The organism is Devosia sp. A16 (assembly GCF_001402915.1).
Taxonomy (GTDB): Bacteria; Pseudomonadota; Alphaproteobacteria; order Rhizobiales; family Devosiaceae; genus Devosia_A.
Map to the genome: position 1 here is coordinate 3,914,471 of NZ_CP012945.1, position 18,186 is coordinate 3,932,656.

At 65.8% G+C, this 18,186-nt stretch carries 17 protein-coding genes; 9 read left to right on the forward strand and 8 right to left on the reverse strand.

All coding sequences use genetic code 11. The features are described from left to right. Nucleotides 1-2: 2 nt before the first annotated feature. Entirely contained in the window at nucleotides 3-488 is a 486-nt protein-coding gene (locus APS40_RS18765; protein WP_055048504.1) for a TspO/MBR family protein, read from the forward strand. A 7-nt stretch (nucleotides 489-495) separates the two neighbouring features. Here APS40_RS18765 and APS40_RS18770 read toward each other — a convergent pair whose 3' ends face one another. Both APS40_RS18770 and APS40_RS18775 read right to left on the reverse strand, forming a co-directional pair. Next, nucleotides 496-1,071: a DUF1349 domain-containing protein gene (locus APS40_RS18770; RefSeq protein WP_156342992.1), complete on the reverse strand. Its 576-nt coding sequence runs from the start codon at nucleotides 1,069-1,071 to the stop codon at nucleotides 496-498. 4 nt (nucleotides 1,072-1,075) lie between these two features. Then, complete coding sequence (locus APS40_RS18775; protein ID WP_055048506.1) at nucleotides 1,076-2,302, reverse strand: acyltransferase family protein; 1,227 nt, start codon at nucleotides 2,300-2,302, stop codon at nucleotides 1,076-1,078. A gap of 197 nt (nucleotides 2,303-2,499) precedes the next feature. Here APS40_RS18775 and APS40_RS18780 point away from each other — a divergent pair, with 197 nt between their 5' ends. The 4 genes from APS40_RS18780 (at nucleotide 2,500) to APS40_RS18795 (ending at nucleotide 7,434) form a co-directional block, all read left to right on the forward strand. After that, nucleotides 2,500-3,201, forward strand: a complete 702-nt coding sequence (locus APS40_RS18780; RefSeq protein WP_197279362.1) for a cyclic nucleotide-binding domain-containing protein — start codon at nucleotides 2,500-2,502, stop codon at nucleotides 3,199-3,201. Between the two features lie 195 nt (nucleotides 3,202-3,396). Then, complete coding sequence (gene guaA / locus APS40_RS18785) at nucleotides 3,397-4,965, forward strand: glutamine-hydrolyzing GMP synthase (protein ID WP_055048508.1); 1,569 nt, start codon at nucleotides 3,397-3,399, stop codon at nucleotides 4,963-4,965. 665 nt (nucleotides 4,966-5,630) lie between these two features. Then, complete coding sequence (locus APS40_RS18790) at nucleotides 5,631-7,031, forward strand: alpha-L-fucosidase (protein WP_055048509.1); 1,401 nt, start codon at nucleotides 5,631-5,633, stop codon at nucleotides 7,029-7,031. A gap of 4 nt (nucleotides 7,032-7,035) precedes the next feature. Beyond that, a complete protein-coding gene (locus APS40_RS18795) occupies nucleotides 7,036-7,434 on the forward strand; it encodes a YbaN family protein (RefSeq protein ID WP_055048510.1) in 399 nt (132 codons plus the stop codon). An 81-nt stretch (nucleotides 7,435-7,515) separates the two neighbouring features. On the opposite strand, the gene APS40_RS18800 is transcribed toward APS40_RS18795, so the two are convergent. After that, the gene (locus APS40_RS18800) at nucleotides 7,516-8,238 is read right to left on the reverse strand and encodes a polysaccharide deacetylase family protein (RefSeq protein ID WP_236884133.1); all 723 of its coding nucleotides are present in this window, start codon (nucleotides 8,236-8,238) and stop codon (nucleotides 7,516-7,518) included. A gap of 84 nt (nucleotides 8,239-8,322) precedes the next feature. Beyond that, on the reverse strand, nucleotides 8,323-8,742 hold the full coding sequence (locus APS40_RS18805; protein WP_197279363.1) for a L,D-transpeptidase: 420 nt from the start codon (nucleotides 8,740-8,742) through the stop codon (nucleotides 8,323-8,325). Nucleotides 8,743-8,999: 257 nt separating this feature from the next. Here APS40_RS18805 and APS40_RS18810 point away from each other — a divergent pair, with 257 nt between their 5' ends. Then, nucleotides 9,000-9,896 (forward strand): tetratricopeptide repeat protein, encoded by an 897-nt coding sequence (locus tag APS40_RS18810; protein WP_055048511.1) that lies wholly within the window; start codon nucleotides 9,000-9,002, stop codon nucleotides 9,894-9,896. Between the two features lie 93 nt (nucleotides 9,897-9,989). Next, nucleotides 9,990-11,420, forward strand: coding sequence for a ribosome biogenesis GTPase Der (gene der, locus APS40_RS18815; RefSeq protein WP_055048512.1), 1,431 nt, complete (start codon nucleotides 9,990-9,992; stop codon nucleotides 11,418-11,420). Nucleotides 11,421-11,489: 69 nt separating this feature from the next. Here the strand turns inward: der and APS40_RS18820 are convergent, their stop codons facing one another. Beyond that, on the reverse strand, nucleotides 11,490-12,449 hold the full coding sequence (locus tag APS40_RS18820) for an aldo/keto reductase (protein WP_055048513.1): 960 nt from the start codon (nucleotides 12,447-12,449) through the stop codon (nucleotides 11,490-11,492). 134 nt (nucleotides 12,450-12,583) lie between these two features. On the opposite strand from APS40_RS18820, the gene APS40_RS18825 reads away from it, so the two are divergent. Beyond that, nucleotides 12,584-13,465, forward strand: a complete 882-nt coding sequence (locus APS40_RS18825) for an AraC family transcriptional regulator (protein ID WP_055048514.1) — start codon at nucleotides 12,584-12,586, stop codon at nucleotides 13,463-13,465. 124 nt (nucleotides 13,466-13,589) lie between these two features. Further along, nucleotides 13,590-14,852, forward strand: coding sequence for a hemolysin family protein (locus APS40_RS18830; RefSeq protein ID WP_055049732.1), 1,263 nt, complete (start codon nucleotides 13,590-13,592; stop codon nucleotides 14,850-14,852). Nucleotides 14,853-14,938: 86 nt separating this feature from the next. Here APS40_RS18830 and APS40_RS18835 read toward each other — a convergent pair whose 3' ends face one another. The 3 genes from APS40_RS18835 to APS40_RS18845 form a co-directional block, all read right to left on the reverse strand. Then, nucleotides 14,939-15,670 (reverse strand): SDR family NAD(P)-dependent oxidoreductase, encoded by a 732-nt coding sequence (locus APS40_RS18835; protein WP_055048515.1) that lies wholly within the window; start codon nucleotides 15,668-15,670, stop codon nucleotides 14,939-14,941. Between the two features lie 269 nt (nucleotides 15,671-15,939). Beyond that, nucleotides 15,940-17,430, reverse strand: a complete 1,491-nt coding sequence (purF, locus tag APS40_RS18840; protein ID WP_055048516.1) for an amidophosphoribosyltransferase — start codon at nucleotides 17,428-17,430, stop codon at nucleotides 15,940-15,942. Between the two features lie 92 nt (nucleotides 17,431-17,522). Continuing rightward, nucleotides 17,523-18,170: a CvpA family protein gene (locus tag APS40_RS18845; RefSeq protein WP_055048517.1), complete on the reverse strand. Its 648-nt coding sequence runs from the start codon at nucleotides 18,168-18,170 to the stop codon at nucleotides 17,523-17,525. Between the last annotated feature and the right edge of the window lie 16 nt (nucleotides 18,171-18,186).

An 18,186-nucleotide genomic window follows, 5' to 3' on the forward strand; every position in this document is an offset into this window, starting at 1 on the left:
GCATGAGCACCCTCACGATATCCGACCTCAAGACCCCGCGCGCCTTGCTGCTGCTGGCGGTTTTCCTCGTTGTGGTGATTGGCGTCGGCGCCGTCATCGGCATTTCGACGGCGCCCGGTGACTGGTATGCCGGCCTCGCCAAGCCGCCCTTCAATCCGCCCAACTGGGTGTTCGGTCCGGTCTGGTTTGCGCTTTATGTGTTGATCGCCATTGCCGGCTGGCGGACTTTCCTCAGCGAGCCAGGCGGCACCGGGATGAAGCTCTGGTATGCCCAGATGGGGCTCAACTGGCTATGGTCACCGGTATGGTTCTCTCTGCATCTGCTGTGGCCGGCTTTCGCCGTGATCATTGCCATCCTGGCGCTGATCCTCGCTTTCATCGCCAACCGCTGGACTCGCGACCGCGTTTCGGCGTTGCTGTTCGTGCCCTACGCTGCCTGGGTCGGCTTCGCCAGCCTGCTGAACCTCGCCATCGCGACCCTCAACTGACCTGGGTTCAGTGCAGGTCGCGGGCGATCGGCTCGTTCAGTTCCAGCCGGGTGAAGCTCACCTCGAGGCCCTCGCCGGTGGGCGAGCAGGTCATCGGGCCGAGCTCGACCGTCTCTGCCATGCGGAGGAAACAGAGCCGCACCAGCTGCCAGCTGCCGTCCGGCTGCTGCAACTGCACCCGCAGCGCCTCGGCATGGCGGGTGAGCCGCAGCGTCACCGCATGCTCCACCGGCCGATCGAGTTTCAGTACCGACCAGTCCGATTGATCGTCGCGCGTCACCACCACCGAGAAGTGCATGGCGCCGTCGGTGAACTCGACGCCGCACTTCATCCAGTTCTCGCCATCGACGAAGAGCATCGCGCCGGCCTGGTCGTAGAGCCGTTGATAGTTGGCACGGAAGCTCACCTCGAAGCTGAAATCGCCGCTGACCTCGGTCGCGCGAAAGTGCCCGTTCGCATGCTTGAAGCCGTAGAACGTATTGTTCCAGTAGTCGGTCTCCGGCCCGGTCCGCACCGCGAGGGTGCCGCCACGCTCCTCGTAAAAGGGGGGCTGGTTGCGCCAGAAGGTCTTGCCGATCTTCATCAGGTCATTCCGCTGCAGCTGCGAGTGTCGCCGAACCGGCATGGCGCTGTTCCCTGCGGCGCGCCCACTGAATCACCGGGTTCTCGACCAGATGATACGACAGGTGCGCCACGGCGAAAGTGATGATCGCGATGAGGCTCGAGGTCACGACGAAGCGGGTTGGATCGGACGCCTGGCCGTGGTCGATCTGGGGATCCCAATAGACCCGTACCAGTTCCAGCACGACATAGTGCCAGATGTAGATGCCGAAGGAGACTCGGGCGATATAGCGGGTCAGCCCATTGTCGAGCAGCCGCCCGAGCAGCACGCTCGACGGCGAGGACGCGAGGAACAGCGCCACCGCCAGCACGAACCATGGGAAGCCGTAGGGCACCCCGAGCCAGCCCCAGCCGTCCGGCGTCTCGGCCGAAAGCTGCTGCCGCATCAGCCAGATGCCCCAGGCGAGGCAAGCAAGCGCTATAGCGTCGAACACTGCGTGCCGATACTTTGCCCAGCGCACCTGCAGCCCGCCCGCCAGCGCCCCGATGGCGAACATGGCGAAAAAGCCGAACGGGTTGAAGCGCGGCATCCAGGTCTTGGCGCCGCCGATCAACCCATAGTCCCAGCCGCGCTGATAGGTGTCGACGCGGTAGTATTGAGTGAACAGCCAGTGCGCGACGAGCGCCAGGCCGATCACCCCCAGCCACAGCGCTCGCAATTGCCAGCCCCCACCGGTCCAGCGGGCCATGAAGAAGAGTGCGGTAAAGCCGAGCGGCAGCAGCAGGTATGAGGTCACCTCGAAGCTAATCGACCACAGCGGTCCGTTCACCTCGACCGGAAACAGCGTCACCCAGTGCCAGTCCGCGACCGCGAACATGCCGGCGAACAACCGCAGCCACAATTGGCCATCGAGCCTCGCCCCGAACACCGTGATGCTGAGGACGAAGGTAACGATGAGCGCCAGCCAGAACCCCGGCAGGATGCGCGCCGCGCGGCGCATGGCGTAGATGCGCAGTGACGGCGCCGCCTCGCCGCGATCGAGCGCCTGCCAGAACGGTCGCGACAGCAGGAAGCCCGAGAGCACGAAGAACATCGCCACGCCGAATGTGCCGATCTGGGCGAACACCCGGAACCACTCGACGCCGGCCAGTTGGTTCTGCCAGCTCATCCGTTGCGCCAGGTGATGAAACAGCACCGTGAGGCACGCGGCCGCACGCAAGAAATCCGCGCCGGGCAGCCGGTTGTCGGTCATTGGTCCCCCTCGTATCGCACCGCCGCATCTGCCGCGCGGTCCCGTGCAATCGATTTCATGGCATCGAGAGCGTTGCCTGCGCAAGCCCCAAGCTTTTCGGCGATGCCGCCAGACCTCGCTCTTGCGAGCTTCGTCCATAGTTGACGACAGCCGCCATGTCCGTCCTACTGCGTAGATACTTGTCTCGTAGAGGCCATATGATTTTTGAGGACTTTATGGCTCGGATGATGGATCCGAGTCATCTGCTGACTCATCTGCCATATGCCCTGCTGGTCATCTCGATGTTGATGAACGACATGGGGTGGCTGCGCGCCATTGCCATCGCCGCAGGCGTAATACGTATTATCAATCGAGCGTTCTTCGAGATCGACCCGATCATCGTGTTCTGGGAAGTGATCTTCGTCGGCGTCAATGTCGTTCAACTGTTGATCCTCTGGTACTACGCCAAGCGCCATCGCTTCTCGGAGGATGAGCAGCGTTTCGCTGCGCTCATGCCGCCCGGTGTCGATCGGCGCACCATTCGCCGGCTGCTGCGGCTCGCCAGGCTTCGCCACGCCGCTGAAGGGGAGCGGCTGACCCACGAGGGCAAGCCAGTCACCGAACTGATGTTCATCGCCGATGGGGTGATGCAGATCGAGCAGGGCGGCAGCATCGTCGCCGTCTGTGGTCCGGGAGACTTCGTCGGAGAGATGAGCTTTGTCACCGGCGCGCCGGCGTCGGCCACCGCCATAGCCGCCAAACCGACGCGCTATCTGGCCTTTGAGCAGGACAGGCTGCACGCCGCCATCGAGGCCGACAACGATCTCCGGCAGGCGCTCGATGCGAGCCTCAATCACAATCTCGTCGGCAAGTTGGCCAAGGCGAACGCCGCGCGTTCGGAGCAGGCGGTCGGGGGCTAGGGCGTTGCCCGGGGCGCATCGGCGACGATCCGGCGAAATAGATGTCTCGACAGTGGGCCAGTCGCGCGGGCCTTGCGACCAGACGGTCGGCAAGCTGGTGCGGTCCAACACCGTCAAGATCGCGCCCCTCTCGACATAGGTCCCTTGCCCGGCAGGAGGCTTGCACATTCCCCGGCTGGGCTTTATTTCCCGCGCATGACAGACATCGCCGCCGCCCCCGCCGAGTCCATTCTCATCATCGATTTCGGGTCCCAGGTGACCCAGCTGATCGCGCGCCGCCTGCGCGAGACCGGCGTCTATTGCGAGATTCATCCGTTCCAGAGCGCCGCCGAAGCGTTCGCCCGGCTGAAGCCGCAGGGGGTGATCTTCTCCGGTGGCCCGGCCTCTGTGACCGACGAGGGCAGCCCCCGAGCGCCGCAGGAAGTCTTCGACTCGGGCGTGCCGATCCTCGCCATCTGCTACGGCCAGCAGACCCTGGCGCTGCAGCAGGGCGGCAAGGTCGAGGGCGGGCACGCCCGCGAGTTCGGCCGCGCCGACGTCGAGATCAGGGAGACGAGCCCGCTGTTCGACGGCTTCTGGAAGGTCGGCGGACGCTATCCGGTGTGGATGAGCCATGGCGATCGCGTCACCGAGCTGCCGGAGGGGTTCACTGTCGTCGGCACCTCCGAGAACGCGCCGTTCGCCATCGCGGTCAACGAGCGCAAGCGCTACTACACCACCATGTTCCACCCCGAGGTGGTGCACACCCCGGATGGCGGCAAGCTCCTGCAGTCCTTCGTGCACAACATCGTCGGCCTCAAGTCCGACTGGACCATGTCGGCCTATCGCCAGCGCGCCGTAGAGAAGATCCGTGCCCAGGTCGGCAAGGGCAGGGTGATCTGCGCGCTCTCGGGCGGCGTCGACAGCTCGGTGGCGGCGATCCTGATCCATGAAGCCATCGGCGACCAGCTGACCTGCGTGTTCGTCGACCACGGCCTGATGCGGATGAACGAGGCCGACGAAGTCGTCTCGATGTTCCGCGACCACTACAACATCCCGCTGGTGCACGTGGATGCGGCCGACAGGTTCATCGGCGCGCTCGAGGGCGAAGCGGACCCCGAGACCAAGCGCAAGACCATCGGCCGGCTGTTCATCGAGGTCTTCGAGGAGGAAGCCAAGAGGCTCGGCGGCGCGCAGTTCCTGGCGCAGGGCACGCTCTATCCCGACGTCATCGAGAGCGTCAGCTTCTCGGGTGGTCCCTCGGTCACCATCAAGAGCCACCACAACGTCGGCGGCCTGCCCGAACGGATGAACATGCAGCTGGTCGAGCCGCTGCGCGAACTGTTCAAGGACGAGGTCCGTGCCCTCGGCCGCGAGCTCGGCCTGCCCGACCGCTTCGTCGGTCGCCATCCGTTCCCGGGCCCCGGCCTCGCCATCCGCCTCCCGGGCGGCGTCACCCGCGAGAAGCTCGACATCCTCCGCCGGGCCGACGCCATCTATCTCGACGAGATCAGGAAGGCCGGCCTCTACGACAAGATCTGGCAGGCCTTCGCCGTGCTGCTGCCGGTGCAGACCGTTGGCGTGATGGGCGACGGCCGCACCTACGAGTTCGTCTGCGCGCTGCGCGCCGTGACCTCGGTCGACGGCATGACGGCAGACTTCTTCCCCTACGATATGAACTTCCTCGGCCGAGCCGCCACCCGCATCATCAACGAAGTGCGCGGCATCAACCGGGTGGTGTACGACGTGACCTCCAAGCCGCCCGGCACCATCGAGTGGGAGTGATCTTTGTCCCCCCCGACGGTGTCGGTGGGCCGAGATCGGCCTTGCTGCCGTCGGCGGTCTGTCGGCCGCAGCCATGAACGCAGCCGCCTGACGGCCTTCAGCCGGGCTCGCCTTGGAGACCCTCGAGCATCAGGGTGAGCAGGCGGCGTCGCTGGCTTGGCGACAGCTCCCCTTGATCGGCCAACCACGCGATGGATGCGCAGACAGCAGGGTTTCGGCTGACTGCCGCATCTGGGCGCATGAGGCATAGAGCGACGAGGACGGGTCCCTGATCCTTGCCACGAATGGCGCAGTCAGGTCCTGCCGCGCCGAAGTCTTCTCGACAAAGGCGTCGATCCATTTCTGCAAGGCTTCGAACGGGCCGTGGGCATGATCAGCGCGCGTCTCGTCTGGCCCATGAGCGCGATCAGGTCTGGATGTGGAGTGTCAGGCGGGACGGCTGCGCGTTTGCAGGAAAGCCGACCGCCGGCCTGAATGACACCGCATGACAATGCGTGATATGGCTGCGGTCGCGTAGTGGTCTGCGGGGCGCTCGAAACCGATGGCGAGAGTCTTGCCGGGCGACAGGCGTCGCCTCTGGCCTCGATGCAACGGCATCAGCTGCTCATCACCGCATTTTGTACAGGTTTTTCAATGACGTATCAGGGGCGGTCAGTCGAGTGGGAGTGATCTCGGCCAGCCGGCTCGCCGAGGCCTCCGCTGTCCGGCCGACGCCGCGGCAACTGGCTTGGCAGCGGCTGGAGTTCTATGGGTTCATCCATTTCGGCATGAACACCATGACCGAGCGGGAATGGGGGCTCGGGCATGAGGATCCCGCTCTGTTCGATCCCGCCGGTCTCGATGCGGATCAATGGGTCGAGAGCCTCGCCTCCGCCGGCATGCGCGGCCTGATCCTTACCTGCAAACATCATGACGGCTTTTGCCTGTGGCCCAGTGCGGTGACCCGGCATTCGGTGGCGTCCAGTCCGTGGCGCGCCGGCCGCGGAGATCTGGTGGCCGAGGTTTCGGCGGCCTGCGCGCGTCGCGGCATGAAGTTCGGCGTCTACCTTTCTCCCTGGGATCGCACCGAGCCGTCCTATGGGACGGGGAGCGACTACGATGGGTTCTTCGTCGCACAACTGCGCGAACTGCTCTCGGGCTACGGTCCGATCTTTTCGGTCTGGTTCGATGGCGCCAATGGCGAAGGCGCGGGTGGCAGGAAGCAATATTACGACTGGGATCGCTACTTTGCGGTGGTCCGCGAGCTGCAGCCCGGAGCGGTGATCAGCGTCTGCGGCCCCGACGTGCGCTGGTGCGGCAATGAGGCCGGGCAAGCCCGGCCCAATGAATGGAGCGTGGTGCCGGCCTCGCTGCGCGACGCCGAGCGCACCGCCTCCAACTCGCAGCAGGTCGATGACGGCAAGTTCTCGCGCCAGGTGCGCTCGGATGAGCAGGATCTGGGGAGCCGGGCGGCCATTGCCGCCTCGAACGATGAACTGGTCTGGTATCCCGCCGAAGTGAACACCTCGATCCGCCCCGGCTGGTTTCATCACCCGAGGGAGGACGCCGAGGTCAGATCCGCCGAGGAACTGTTCGACATCTACTGCGGTTCGGTCGGCGGCAATGCGACCTTCCTGCTCAACGTCCCGCCCGATCGATCGGGTCGCGTCGCCACGCCGGATCGGCTGGTCCTGGCGCAACTGGGACAGCGCATCGCCGATTTCTACGCAGCCGATATCTCCCCACAGGCCATTGTGTCGCCCTCCGATGCCCTGGACCAGCAGGGCGCATGGATTGTCGACGGCGCCGGCTCCAGTATCGTCCTCACCTGGCCGGAGCCGCGCCAAGTCGGCGCTGCGGTCTTCGAGGAGGACATTTCGCTGGGTCAGCAGGTCGAGCGGCTATTGGTGGAAACCAGAACCGCGGAGGGCCAGTGGCTTGCTGTGGCGGAAACCTCGTCGGTCGGCTATCGGCGGATCGTGTCGTTCTCGCCGATAGAGACCGGTGCTGTAAGGTTTTCGGTGACTGGCACTCGCGGCCGGGCGCGGCTGCGTTTCCGGATAATCGCGGCCGAGGCGGCCAGGTGAGCCGATGAAGCAGGATCGCCCGGATGCTGTCTCGGCCCGCATGGTGCGCTTCGGTTATCTCGTCGCCGGCTTCACCCTCCTGGCGCTGGGCATCATCGGCGCCTTCCTGCCGCTGATGCCGACCACCATTTTCGTCATTCTCGCCGCCGGCTGTTTTGCCCGCTCCAATCGGCGGGTCGAAGCCTGGCTGCTCAACCACAGGAGCTTCGGTCCCACCATCAAGGCCTGGCGGGCCGAAGGCGCCATCTCGCGGCGTGGCAAGACGCTGGCCTGCAGCGGTATGGTGCTTGGTTACGTGCTGTTCCTGATCGGCGCTCGCCCCGACCTGCCGCTGGCGCTGTTCGTCCTCGCCGTCTTCGGCGCCTGTGCCTGGTACGTGCTGTCGCGGCCGGAGCCCTCCTGATCGGTCGGTCCTGAAATCCCGCGGACGCTGGTGGGAGCCACCGCCTTGGTGTGCAGTGACTATCGGGCCGGCGTCCGCAGATCAGTCATCGAGCTCCGCGACGTCAGCCAGCCGCACGAACCGATAGCCGCGTGACAGCAGATCTTCGACCCCGAGCGCTACACCCGCGCCGGCGGCCCGCTTGGGCTGGTTGACATGGGCGATGATCACGTCGCCGTCCTTGGCGCCGTCGATCCGAGCCGCCGCCACTTTCGCGGAGACGCTGGCGCCCAGATCGGCGTTCAGCGAGAAGCCGGCGGTGCGGAAGCCGAGCGCGGGGATCAGCTGCAGCGCGTCCCGGCTGTAGAGCGCTGTGGCGCCCCGATACCAATGCGGGGTGGGGCCACCGGCCCTGCCGATGCTCGACGCGCCATTCTCGATCTCCGCCGCTACCGCTGCGGCGGTGCCGGCCGGCCGGAGTCCATAGGGCTTCTGCGTGCCGATCACCGCCGGCAGGTGGTTCTCGCCATGGTCCTCGAGTTCGAACAGCTCGGGGTGCCCGAGCAGCAGTTTGACCGTCTCCGGATTGCGGTGCAGCCAGCGGCCGGTGACGAAGATCGTGGCCGGGATTGCCCTGGCGATCAGGGTGTCGAGGATACGATGGTCGATGCCGCCCGAGCAGGCGTCGAGCGTCAGCGCCACCTGGGGCGACTGGGCTCCGCCCGGGACGATGTGGAGGTGTGGCTCGACCAGCGTATCGGCCTGGGCGGGCAGGGTGGAGAGCAGGGCGGCAAAGACTGCAAGGCATAGGACTCGGTGAAGCACGGCAATCCCCATTGATGAGGGAGCCATGCGCGGCGTCTGTGGCGCAAGTTGGGGCGCTGCGGAACAAGCTCCAGGCGGAGTGCTCTAGGCCTTTACCCGGATGCTGACATTGCCGCTGCCGTGCTGCAGCACCAGGTTGTAGAGCCGGCGGGCATTCTCCGGGGAGAGGCGTACGCAGCCATGCGAGGCGATGCGGCCGAGGCGCTTGGTGTCGTAGGTGCCATGGATGGCGTAGCCGCCGCGAAAGAAGATCGCGTGCGGCATGGGCGCCCAATCGTACTTCCTGGAATAGTACTCCGTGTACATCCGCTGCACACCATAGGTTCCCTTGGGCGTGGCATAGCCTTTGCGGCCGGTCGAGACGTCGAAGCTGTATTTTGGCGCGCCACCCACCGACACCCGCATCTGCTGGTCCGACAGATCGATGACGATGGAAACGTTGGCGGCGGCGGCAGGCGTTGCAATGGCGAGAAACGCAACAAGAAGTAAAACGCGGTTGAACATCTTGATTGACTCGAGCTGGCCCTGAACAAAGCTTCGCGCAGCCCCGTTGCAGACAGATTAATTTAGTTCTTCGCATCTGCCAGTTCACGCGGTCGTTACCCCCCGGCGAGCGCAGCTCGTCCGGCCCCGGCGGGCACCATCCACCCCGCCCGCCGCAGTAGTAACTCGCCCTTTGAGAGCCGCGCCTACGGGTTTGCATTCGAGCGGTCCCATCACTATGGTGCGGCCGAATTCGACCCCCGTTTCACTTGAGCTTCATGTCCAACGAAAACATCATCCGCGAGATCGACGAGGAACTGCGCAGCGACCGCGCGCGCAACCTGTGGCGCCGCTTCGGCCCCTATGTCATCGGCGCGGCCGTCGCCATCGTGCTGATCGTGGCGGTGAAAGAGGGCTGGGACTGGTGGCAGAACTCCAATTCGGCGCAATCGTCGGACCAGTTCTATGCCGCGTTGCAGCTGGCTGACGGCACTGATGCCGAAGCGGCCAAGAAGGCGCTGGACGCGGTGATCGCCGCCAACCACGGCGGCTATCCGACCCTGGCGCGTTTCCGCGAGGCGGCGCTGCTCGCCTCGCAAGGCAAGACGGCCGAAGCGGTTGCTGCCTATGATGCGCTCTCGACTGGCCAGTCCAATGCACACCTGCGCGAACTGGCGCTGGTCCTTGCCGCCAACCTGCTGGTCGATGGCGGCGATGTGGCCCAGGTCGAGCAACGCGTCGGCGGCCTGGTCACTCCCAGCAGTGCGATGCGCAATGCGGCGCGTGAAGCCATCGGCCTCGTCAAGTACAAGGCCGGCGATCTCGCCGGCGCTCGCCAGAGTTTCGAGGACGCGGCCAACGATCCGCAGGCCAGCCAGGAGCTGCGCAGCCGCATCAACATCTACCTTGCGCAACTGACTGCCGAAGGTGTCGCCGCGCCGGCAGCCGAAGCCGCGGCCGAAACGCCCGCTGTCGTCGATCCCGCCACCGCGGCACCGGCCGAGACTTCGGTCGGCGATGCGCCGGCGCTCGATACCACGCCGGCCGCCCCGGCGATGGAAGCGCCCGCGATGCAGGCGCCAGCCATGGAGGCGGCTCCGGCGATGGAAGCCGCTCCGGCGCCTGCCACCGACGCTCCCGCATCCTCCGATGCACCGGCCGCGCCCGCGAACTGAGTTCGCGGGCCCCGGGCCTGATTTCGTCGCGCTTTCGAACAGGAAGGGATCTCGCGACCTCTTCCTGAAGCGCCTTAAATACTGGGGTCCCGATTGACCGTTACCGTCGCCATTGTCGGCCGTCCGAATGTCGGCAAGTCGACGCTGTTCAACCGGCTCGTCGGCAGGAGGATCGCCCTCGTCGACGATACGCCGGGCGTGACGCGTGACCGCCGCGAGGCCGAGGGCCGCATCGGTGACCTGCGCTTCAAGGTGCTCGATACCGCCGGCTATGAAGACAAGACCGACGGCTCGCTCGAAGACCGGATGCGCCAGCAGACCGAGATCGCCATCCGTGATGCCGACGTCATCCTGTTCATGATCGACGCCAAGGCCGGCGTCACGCCGCTGGACGAGCGCTTTGCCCAGGTGCTGCGCCGCGCCGGCAAGGATGTGCACCTGATCGGCAACAAGGCCGAAGGCAAAGCCGCCGATCCCGGCCTGCTCGAGGCCTACAACCTCGGCTTCGGGGAACCCGTCGCGCTCTCGGCCGAGCACGGACTGGGCCTCGCCGATCTCCACGCCATCGTTTCGAAGGCGGTGGATGCTGCAGCAGAGAAGGCGGAGGCCGAGGCGCCCTCGCTCGACCAGATGCCTGAGGTCGATGTCGACCTCCCCGAGGATGACGGTTCCACCGAAGAGGGGCCGGTCAAGCGCTGGGACCCCAAGCGTCACCTCAATGTCGCGATCATCGGGCGCCCCAATGCCGGCAAGTCCACGCTGATCAATCGCATGGTGGGCGAGGAGCGGCTGCTCACCGGCCCCGAGGCCGGCATCACCCGCGATTCCATCCTCGTGCCCTGGGAGTATGACGGGCGGACCATCAACCTCGTCGACACTGCCGGCATGCGCCGCAAGGCGCGTATCGAGGCCAAGCTCGAAAAGCTGGCGGTGAGCGATTCCCTGCGCTCGATCCAATATGCCGAAGTGGTCGTGTTGCTGCTCGACGCGCAAATTCCGTTCGAGAAGCAGGACCTGACGCTCGCCGATCTCGTCGAACGCGAAGGCAGGGCGATGGTCATCGCCGTCAACAAGTGGGACACCGTCGAAGACAAGAACGCCAAGCTGGCGGAACTGCGCGAGCAGTGCGAACGCTTCCTGCCGCAGCTCAAGGGCATCCCGCTGGTCACCATTTCGGGCCTCCAGGGCCGCAATATCGACAAGCTGATGCAGGCGATCTTCGCCATCGAGCGCAAGTGGAACAGCCATGTCTCGACCGCGCGGCTCAACCGCTGGCTGAGCGGCATGACCGAGAGCCATCCGCCTCCGGCCGTCTCCGGCCGCCGCCTGAAGCTGCGCTACATGACGCAGGCCAAGATCCGGCCGCCGAGTTTCATCTTGTTCGCGTCGCGCCCCGAGGCGCTGCCGCACGCCTACCAGCGCTACCTGATCAACGGCCTGCGCGACGCCTTCGACATGCCCGGCACGCCGATCCGGCTCTGGGTGCGCGGCGGCAAGAACCCGTTCGACAAGAGCGACAAGTAGTCGAGGCTGCGGCGGCCCCGGCCGTTGCCCAAGGCGGGGCAGCGGCTGTGACCGCCGCCCATGACTCGCTCAGATCCACTGCGGGACGGCACTCGCATAGCGCGCCCCGAAGCCGCCTTCGGGGAGGATCTCATTGATCCGCGCGAGATCCTCGGCGCTCAGCAGCAGGTCCGCGCTGCCGACATTCTCCTCGAGCCGAGCTATCTGGCGGGTGCCCGGGATCGGCACGATGTCGTTGCCCTGAGCCAGCAGCCAGGCGAGGGCAAGCTGGGAGACGGTGGCGCCCTTGCTGACCGCCAGTTCGGTCAGCCGCCGCACGGCTTCGACGTTCTTTTCGTAGTTTCCCGGCTGCCAGCGCGGGTCGTGCCGGCGCATGTCGCCTTCTTCATACTCGGCCGCCGGTTTCACCACGCCGGTGAGGAAGCCGCGGCCGAGCGGCGAATAGGGGACAAAGCCGATTCCGAGTTCGCGCGTCGTGGGCAGCAGAACTTCGACATCGCGTTCGAACACCGAGTACTCGGTTTGCAGCATGGCCACGGGCTGCACCGCGTGCGCCTTGCGGATCGTCTGGGGACCCGCCTCGCTGAGGCCGAAATACTTGACCTTGCCGTCGCCGATGAGGTCGCGAACCGTTCCCGCGACGTCCTCGATCGGGACGTTCGGATCGACCCGATGCTGGTACAGCACATCGATGCTCTCGACGCCGAGGTTGCGCAAGCTGTTGTCCACCACTTCGCGAATGTGGTCGGGGCGGCTGTCGGTGCCGTAGGAGCGGGTGAAACCGAACTTGGTCGCGACGACCACATCATCCCGGAACCCTTTGATGGCCCGGCCGAGGAACTTCTCGTTCTCCCCCCAACCATAGAGTTCGGCGGTATCGAAGAAGGTTACGCCGAGCTCGTAGGCTCGGCGGATTGTTGCCAGTCCGGCCGTCTCGTCGGCTGCGCCATAAGCGAGGTGGAAGCCCATGGCGCCGTAGCCGATGGCGGAGACTTCGGGGCCGTTGGCGCCCAGGGTGCGCTTTTGCATGCTGTCGTTCCTCTCGTGATGCCGATCACGAATGTAGGCAGGGGCAGCGTCGCGCCGATGCCCGATGGTCCCGAATGTTTGCCTGATCCTGCTGCTGGCTTGACCTTTCCGGGCAATCGCGGTCGGGTGCCGTCATGACAGAACTCGCTGCCCTGCGCGCCGCGGCGTTGAAGCATGCCGGAGCGACAAATCCGGAACTGCCGCGCCTCCGCGTCTACCGGCTCGACCGGCCGACCGAGCCGGCGGCGCTGGTCTACGATCCAATGGTCTGCCTCGTGCTGCAGGGCGCCAAGCGCACCTTCATCGGCAACCAGGTGCTGGAGTACGGTGCCGGCGCCTGCATCGTCATTGCCGCCGAACTGACTGCCATGGGACAGATCAGCGAGGCCTCGCCAGCCGAGCCGTACCTCGCGGTCAACCTCAACCTGGACCCCGCCGTGATCTCATCCCTGCTGCTCGACATGGGCGGCATGGCGGAACCGAACCCCGCCCGGGGGTTTGGCGTCAGCGAAGCCAGTCCGGCATTGCTCGATACCTGGCGGCGCCTCTGTGAGCTGCTCGATCGGCCCGAGGAGATCCGGGTGATGGGACCGAACCTCGAGCACGAGCTGATGTTCCGCCTGCTGACGGGACCGCAGGGCGCGTTGCTGCGCCAGATCGCCGGGTGGGACTCGCGCCTCTCCCGCATCCGCCGCTCGATGGCCTGGATGCGGCAGCATTTCGCCGAGCACCTGAGTGTGGAGGCGATGGCGACGGTGGCAGGGATGAGCGTTTCGGTATTCCACCGCCGCTTCAAGGCGGTGACCGGGCTCAGTCCGCTGCAATACCAGAAACATATTCGCCTGCACGAGGCCCGCCGGCGGCTCGTCGTCGAGCGCGCCGAGGCCGGCTCGGTGGGCTATGCCGTCGGATACGAAAGCGCCTCGCAGTTCAGCCGTGAGTACAAGCGCCTGTTCGGCGCGCCACCCCGGCGCGACGCCGATGCGCTGCAGACCGTCGTCGACGCCAATCCGTAGTAGAACCGGCGCAACAGAACATCGCATTGCGCCCAACCTGAACGCCGCTATACTCCCCGCCTTCCAAGCGACCCGATGCTGAGTGCGGGGCCGTAACCTTGAAACGACATTGTTCCTCGAAATCCTGATTGTCGCCGTCCTGACGCTGGTCAACGGCTTGCTCGCAATGAGCGAACTGGCGGTGGTTTCTTCCCGCCCCGCGCGACTCAAAGTCCTGGCCGCCGAAGGCAAGCGCGGTGCCACCGTGGCGTTGAAGCTGCAGGAAGACCCGGGCAAGTTCCTGTCGTCGGTGCAGATCGGCATCACCCTGGTCGGCGTTCTCTCCGGCGCCTTTTCCGGCGCCACGCTGGGTGAGCGCCTGGGCGATGCCCTCATCGGAGCGGGTATCAGCCCATCCGTCGCAGCGCCGCTCGGCGTCGGCATCGTCGTGATCATCATCACCTATCTGTCGCTGATCATCGGCGAACTGGTGCCCAAGCAGATCGCGCTGCGCGATGCCGAAGGGGTGGCAACGCGGGTCGCGCCGCTGATGGCCTTCATCGCCTCGATCGCTGCACCGCTGGTCTGGCTGCTCGACGTCTCCGGCAAGCTGGTGCTGGCGCTGCTCGGCCAGAGTGGCGAGGCCGAGGAGCGGGTGACCGACGAGGAGGTGAAGACGCTGATCGCCGAGGCCGAGCACGCCGGCGTGCTCGAGACCGAGGAGCGGCACATGATCTCGGGCGTCATGCGCCTCGCGGACCGTTCGGCGCGCGGGCTGATGACGCCGCGCCTCGACGTCGAACTGCTCGATCTGAGCGAGACGCAGGAGGAAATGATCGAGAAGCTTCGCGCCACCCGCCACTCGGTGCTGCCGGTGCAGGACGGCGCTGTGGATTCGATCGTCGGGGTGATCGTGCGCAAGGATCTGGTCGAGAACGTTCTGGCCCGCGAGCCGCTCGACATGCGAGCGCTGGTCAAGCAGGCGCCCGTGGTGATGGATCGCTCGAGCGCGCTCGACGTGCTCAAGGCCATCCGCGGCTCGCTGGTGCATATGGCACTGGTGTTCGACGAGTATGGCCACTTCGAAGGCATCGTCACCCCTGGCGACATCCTCGAGGCGATTACCGGCGCGTTCCAGGAAGAAGAGGGCGACGAGAAGGCCTACATCACCCGCGAGGACGGTTCATACCTCGTTTCGGGCTGGATGCAGGTCGACGAGTTCCAGGCGCATCTGGGCGTGCCCGTTCCCAAGGACGCCAAGTTCGAGACCGTCGCCGGATATGTGCTCGCCGAGCTCAATCATCTGCCGGCGGTGGGCGAAACCTTCGAACGCGGCCATTGGCGCTTCGAAGTGCTCGACCTCGACGGCCGCCGTATCGACAAGATCCTGGTGACCCGGCTGAACTAGCTGCGGGCTCGACCCGAGCGCTCCCCTCCCCCTTTAGGGAGGGGGTCGGGGCCATCGGTGATCACCCCCGCCCCTCCAAGCAGAGCCTAAAGCGCCCGGAGCTCCGACTTTTCCCAGTCGAACACCATGCGGTTGTCGGTGAACTCGGGCGCGACCATGTCGATCAGCTTGGGCGCCAGTACCACGGGGCGGGGCAGGGTGTCGGGGTTCTCGCCCGGCATGGCCCTGGCGCGCATGGCGGTCCGCACGGCGCCCGGATAGAAGGCGTTGACCCGGATCGGGGTGATGCCGCCCACTTCGGCGGCATAGCTCTTGGCCAGCGCCTCGACGGCGGCCTTGCTGGCCGCATATGGCCCCCAGTTGGCGCGCGCCGAATGGGCCGACGAGGACGAGACGAAGACCACGCGGCCCGCCACCGACTGGCGCAGCAGCAGGTCGAGCGAGCGGACCAGCCGATAATTGGCGGTCACGTTGAGGCCCATCAGCTTGTCGAACTCCTTGGGCTCGACATGCGCCAGCGGCCGCAACTCGCTCAGCATCGCCGCGTTGGCCACCAAGCCGTCCAGGTGCCCCCAACGCTCGAAGATCGCCAGACCCAGCCGGTCGATGGCCTCGAAGTCCAGTAGGTCCATCGGCACCAGCGTGGCGCTACTGCCGGCTTTCTGGATTTCGTCGTCGAGCTCCTCGAGCCCACCGATGGTGCGTGCCACGGCAATCACATGCGCACCGCGCCGCCCGGCCTCAAGCGCCGCCTGATAGCCGATGCCGCGCGACGCGCCGGTAACGAGGACGATCTTGCCGGCAAGGGAGGGTGTCATGCAGTGAGGTTCCGTGAGGTTTACGCGCGGGTTCTAGCGAGGGAGACGAGGATGGGGAAGGGCGAAGGTGTCCCAGCCGTGACCGATGGGCCGGTGGCTGTGGACCCCCACCCTGATCCCTCCGCGCAAGGGGGAGGGAGATGCGGGAACCGCGGTGCTGGTGTTTTGGTCTCCCTCCCCCCGGGGCGACATCTTGTCGTCCCCCTTGCGGGGAGGGGACAGGGGTGGGGGTCAGCGCACGCCGGATTTCCGGATTGCGCCAGACCTTCTCAGCTCGCTTCCTTCATCAGCGACAGCGTCTTGGGATCGTTCTTGCTGCGGCCGTTGAGGTCGGTGAGCTTGGTCGGGTAGTCGCCGGTGAAATGATGGTCGGTGAATTGCGGGCTGAGCGGGTTGCGCTTGATGCCGCCGACGGCGTCGTAGAGCCCGTCGATGGAAAGGAAGGCTAGCGAATCCGCGCCGATGAACCTGCACATCGACTCGAGATCGGGATGCTGGTTGGCCAGCAGGTTCTCCGGATCGGGGGTGTCGATGCCATAATAGTCCGAGTGGAAGATCATCGGCGAGGCGACGCGGATATGCACCTCGCTGGCGCCGGCGTCGCGGATCATCTGCACGATCTTGACCGAGGTAGTGCCGCGCACGATGGAGTCGTCGATCAGTACCACCCGCTTGCCTTCGATCTCGGCCCGGTTGGCGGAGTGCTTCAGCTTGACGCCAAAGGCCCGGATCGACTGGGTCGGCTCGATGAAGGTGCGGCCCACATAGTGGTTGCGGATGATGCCGAGCTCGAACGGGATACCGCTGGCCTGGGCGTAGCCGATCGCCGCCGGCGTGCCGCCATCGGGCACCGGCACCACCACGTCGGCTTCGACCGGCGCTTCGCGAGCGAGGTTGATACCCATGCGCTTGCGGGCCGAATAGACCGGGCGACCGGCGACCACCGAGTCCGGGCGGGCGAAATACACATACTCGAACAGGCAGATGCGCTCCGGCCGCGGCGCAAATGGCTTCACCGACTCGATGGTGATCGTGCCGTCGGGTTGCGTCTCGCAGATCACCACCTCGCCATTCTCGACATCGCGCACGAACTTGGCGCCGATGATGTCGAGTGCGCAGGTCTCCGAGGCAAAGATCGGCTTGCCGTCGAGATCGCCCAGGACCAGCGGGCGGATGCCGTTGGCGTCGCGCGCTCCGATCAGCTTGGTGCGGGTCATCGCCACCAGCGCGAAGGCGCCCTCGAGATGCATCAGCGCGTCGATGAAGCGGTCGGAGGAGGCTACCTTCTTGGAGCGGGCGATCAGGTGCAGCACCACCTCGGTATCCGAGGTCGACTGGCAGATCGCGCCCTGCGAGATCAGTTGCTTCCTCAGCGTCAGTCCGTTGGTGAAGTTGCCGTTATGGGCAATGGCGATGCCGCCGACTTCCAGCTCGGCAAACAGCGGCTGCACGTTGCGGAGGATCGTTTCCCCGGTGGTCGAGTAGCGCACATGGCCCATGGCGAGATGGCCGGGCAGGCGGCCGACAGTGGCGGGATCGGTGAAGTGGTCGCCGACCAGGCCGAGCTGACGTTCGGAATGGAACTGCTTGCCGTCGAAACTGACGATGCCGGCCGCTTCCTGGCCGCGGTGCTGCAGCGCATGCAGCCCCAGTGCGGTCAGGGTCGCCGCCTCGGGATGGCCGAGGATGCCGAACACGCCGCACTCCTCGCGCAGCGTGTCATGGTCCCACTCCGCGATCGGTTTGGCGCTTTGGGTCATGCGGGCACCTTTGGCTTCAGAACGGTCCAAACAAGACGGGACCGCAAATGCGGTCCCGGTCATCAATATGCAATGCGCTCACCCGAATTTCATCAGGTGCGAGCCGCCGCTCCGTCGGCCGGCGGCTCCAGCGGCGCGTCGTTCTCCAACTGATCCGTACCCTCTTCACTGGGCACATCGGCGTCGGGCGACGGCACGTCGTCAGGCGAGGCATCTTCGCCCGTGCCGCCGGCGCCGCGATGCAGTAGATCGGTAACCTGCTTCTCGAGGTCCGGGGGCAGCAAGGCAATCAGGCTGTCGCCGAAATTTCTGAGGATCGGCAGCGAGCGCGACTCGGCCGCCCAGGAGGGCAGGTTCGCCGGCATCAGCCACAGCCCGAATACCACCACGATCACCGAGATCAGCACGCCGCGGGCGACGCCGAAGATGAAACCGAGCGTGCGGTCGAGTGGACCGATGCGGCTGTCGACGACGAAATCGGCGATCCGCATGGTGATCAGGTGCAGGATGATCAGCGCCACGATGAAGGTGCCGAGCACCGTCACGATGTCCGCCACGATCGGCTCGTTGATGTAGCCGCGCGCGATTTCCTTGTGGTTGAAATAGGCATAGGCGGCGATCGCCGCGGAGCCCGCCCAGGTCGCCAACGACAGGATTTCACGAGTGAATCCGCGGGCCGTAGCCAGGATCGCCGAGATCAGGACGAGAACGCCGATGCCGACGTCGAATGCAGTCAACATATAGAAAATCCGCCCC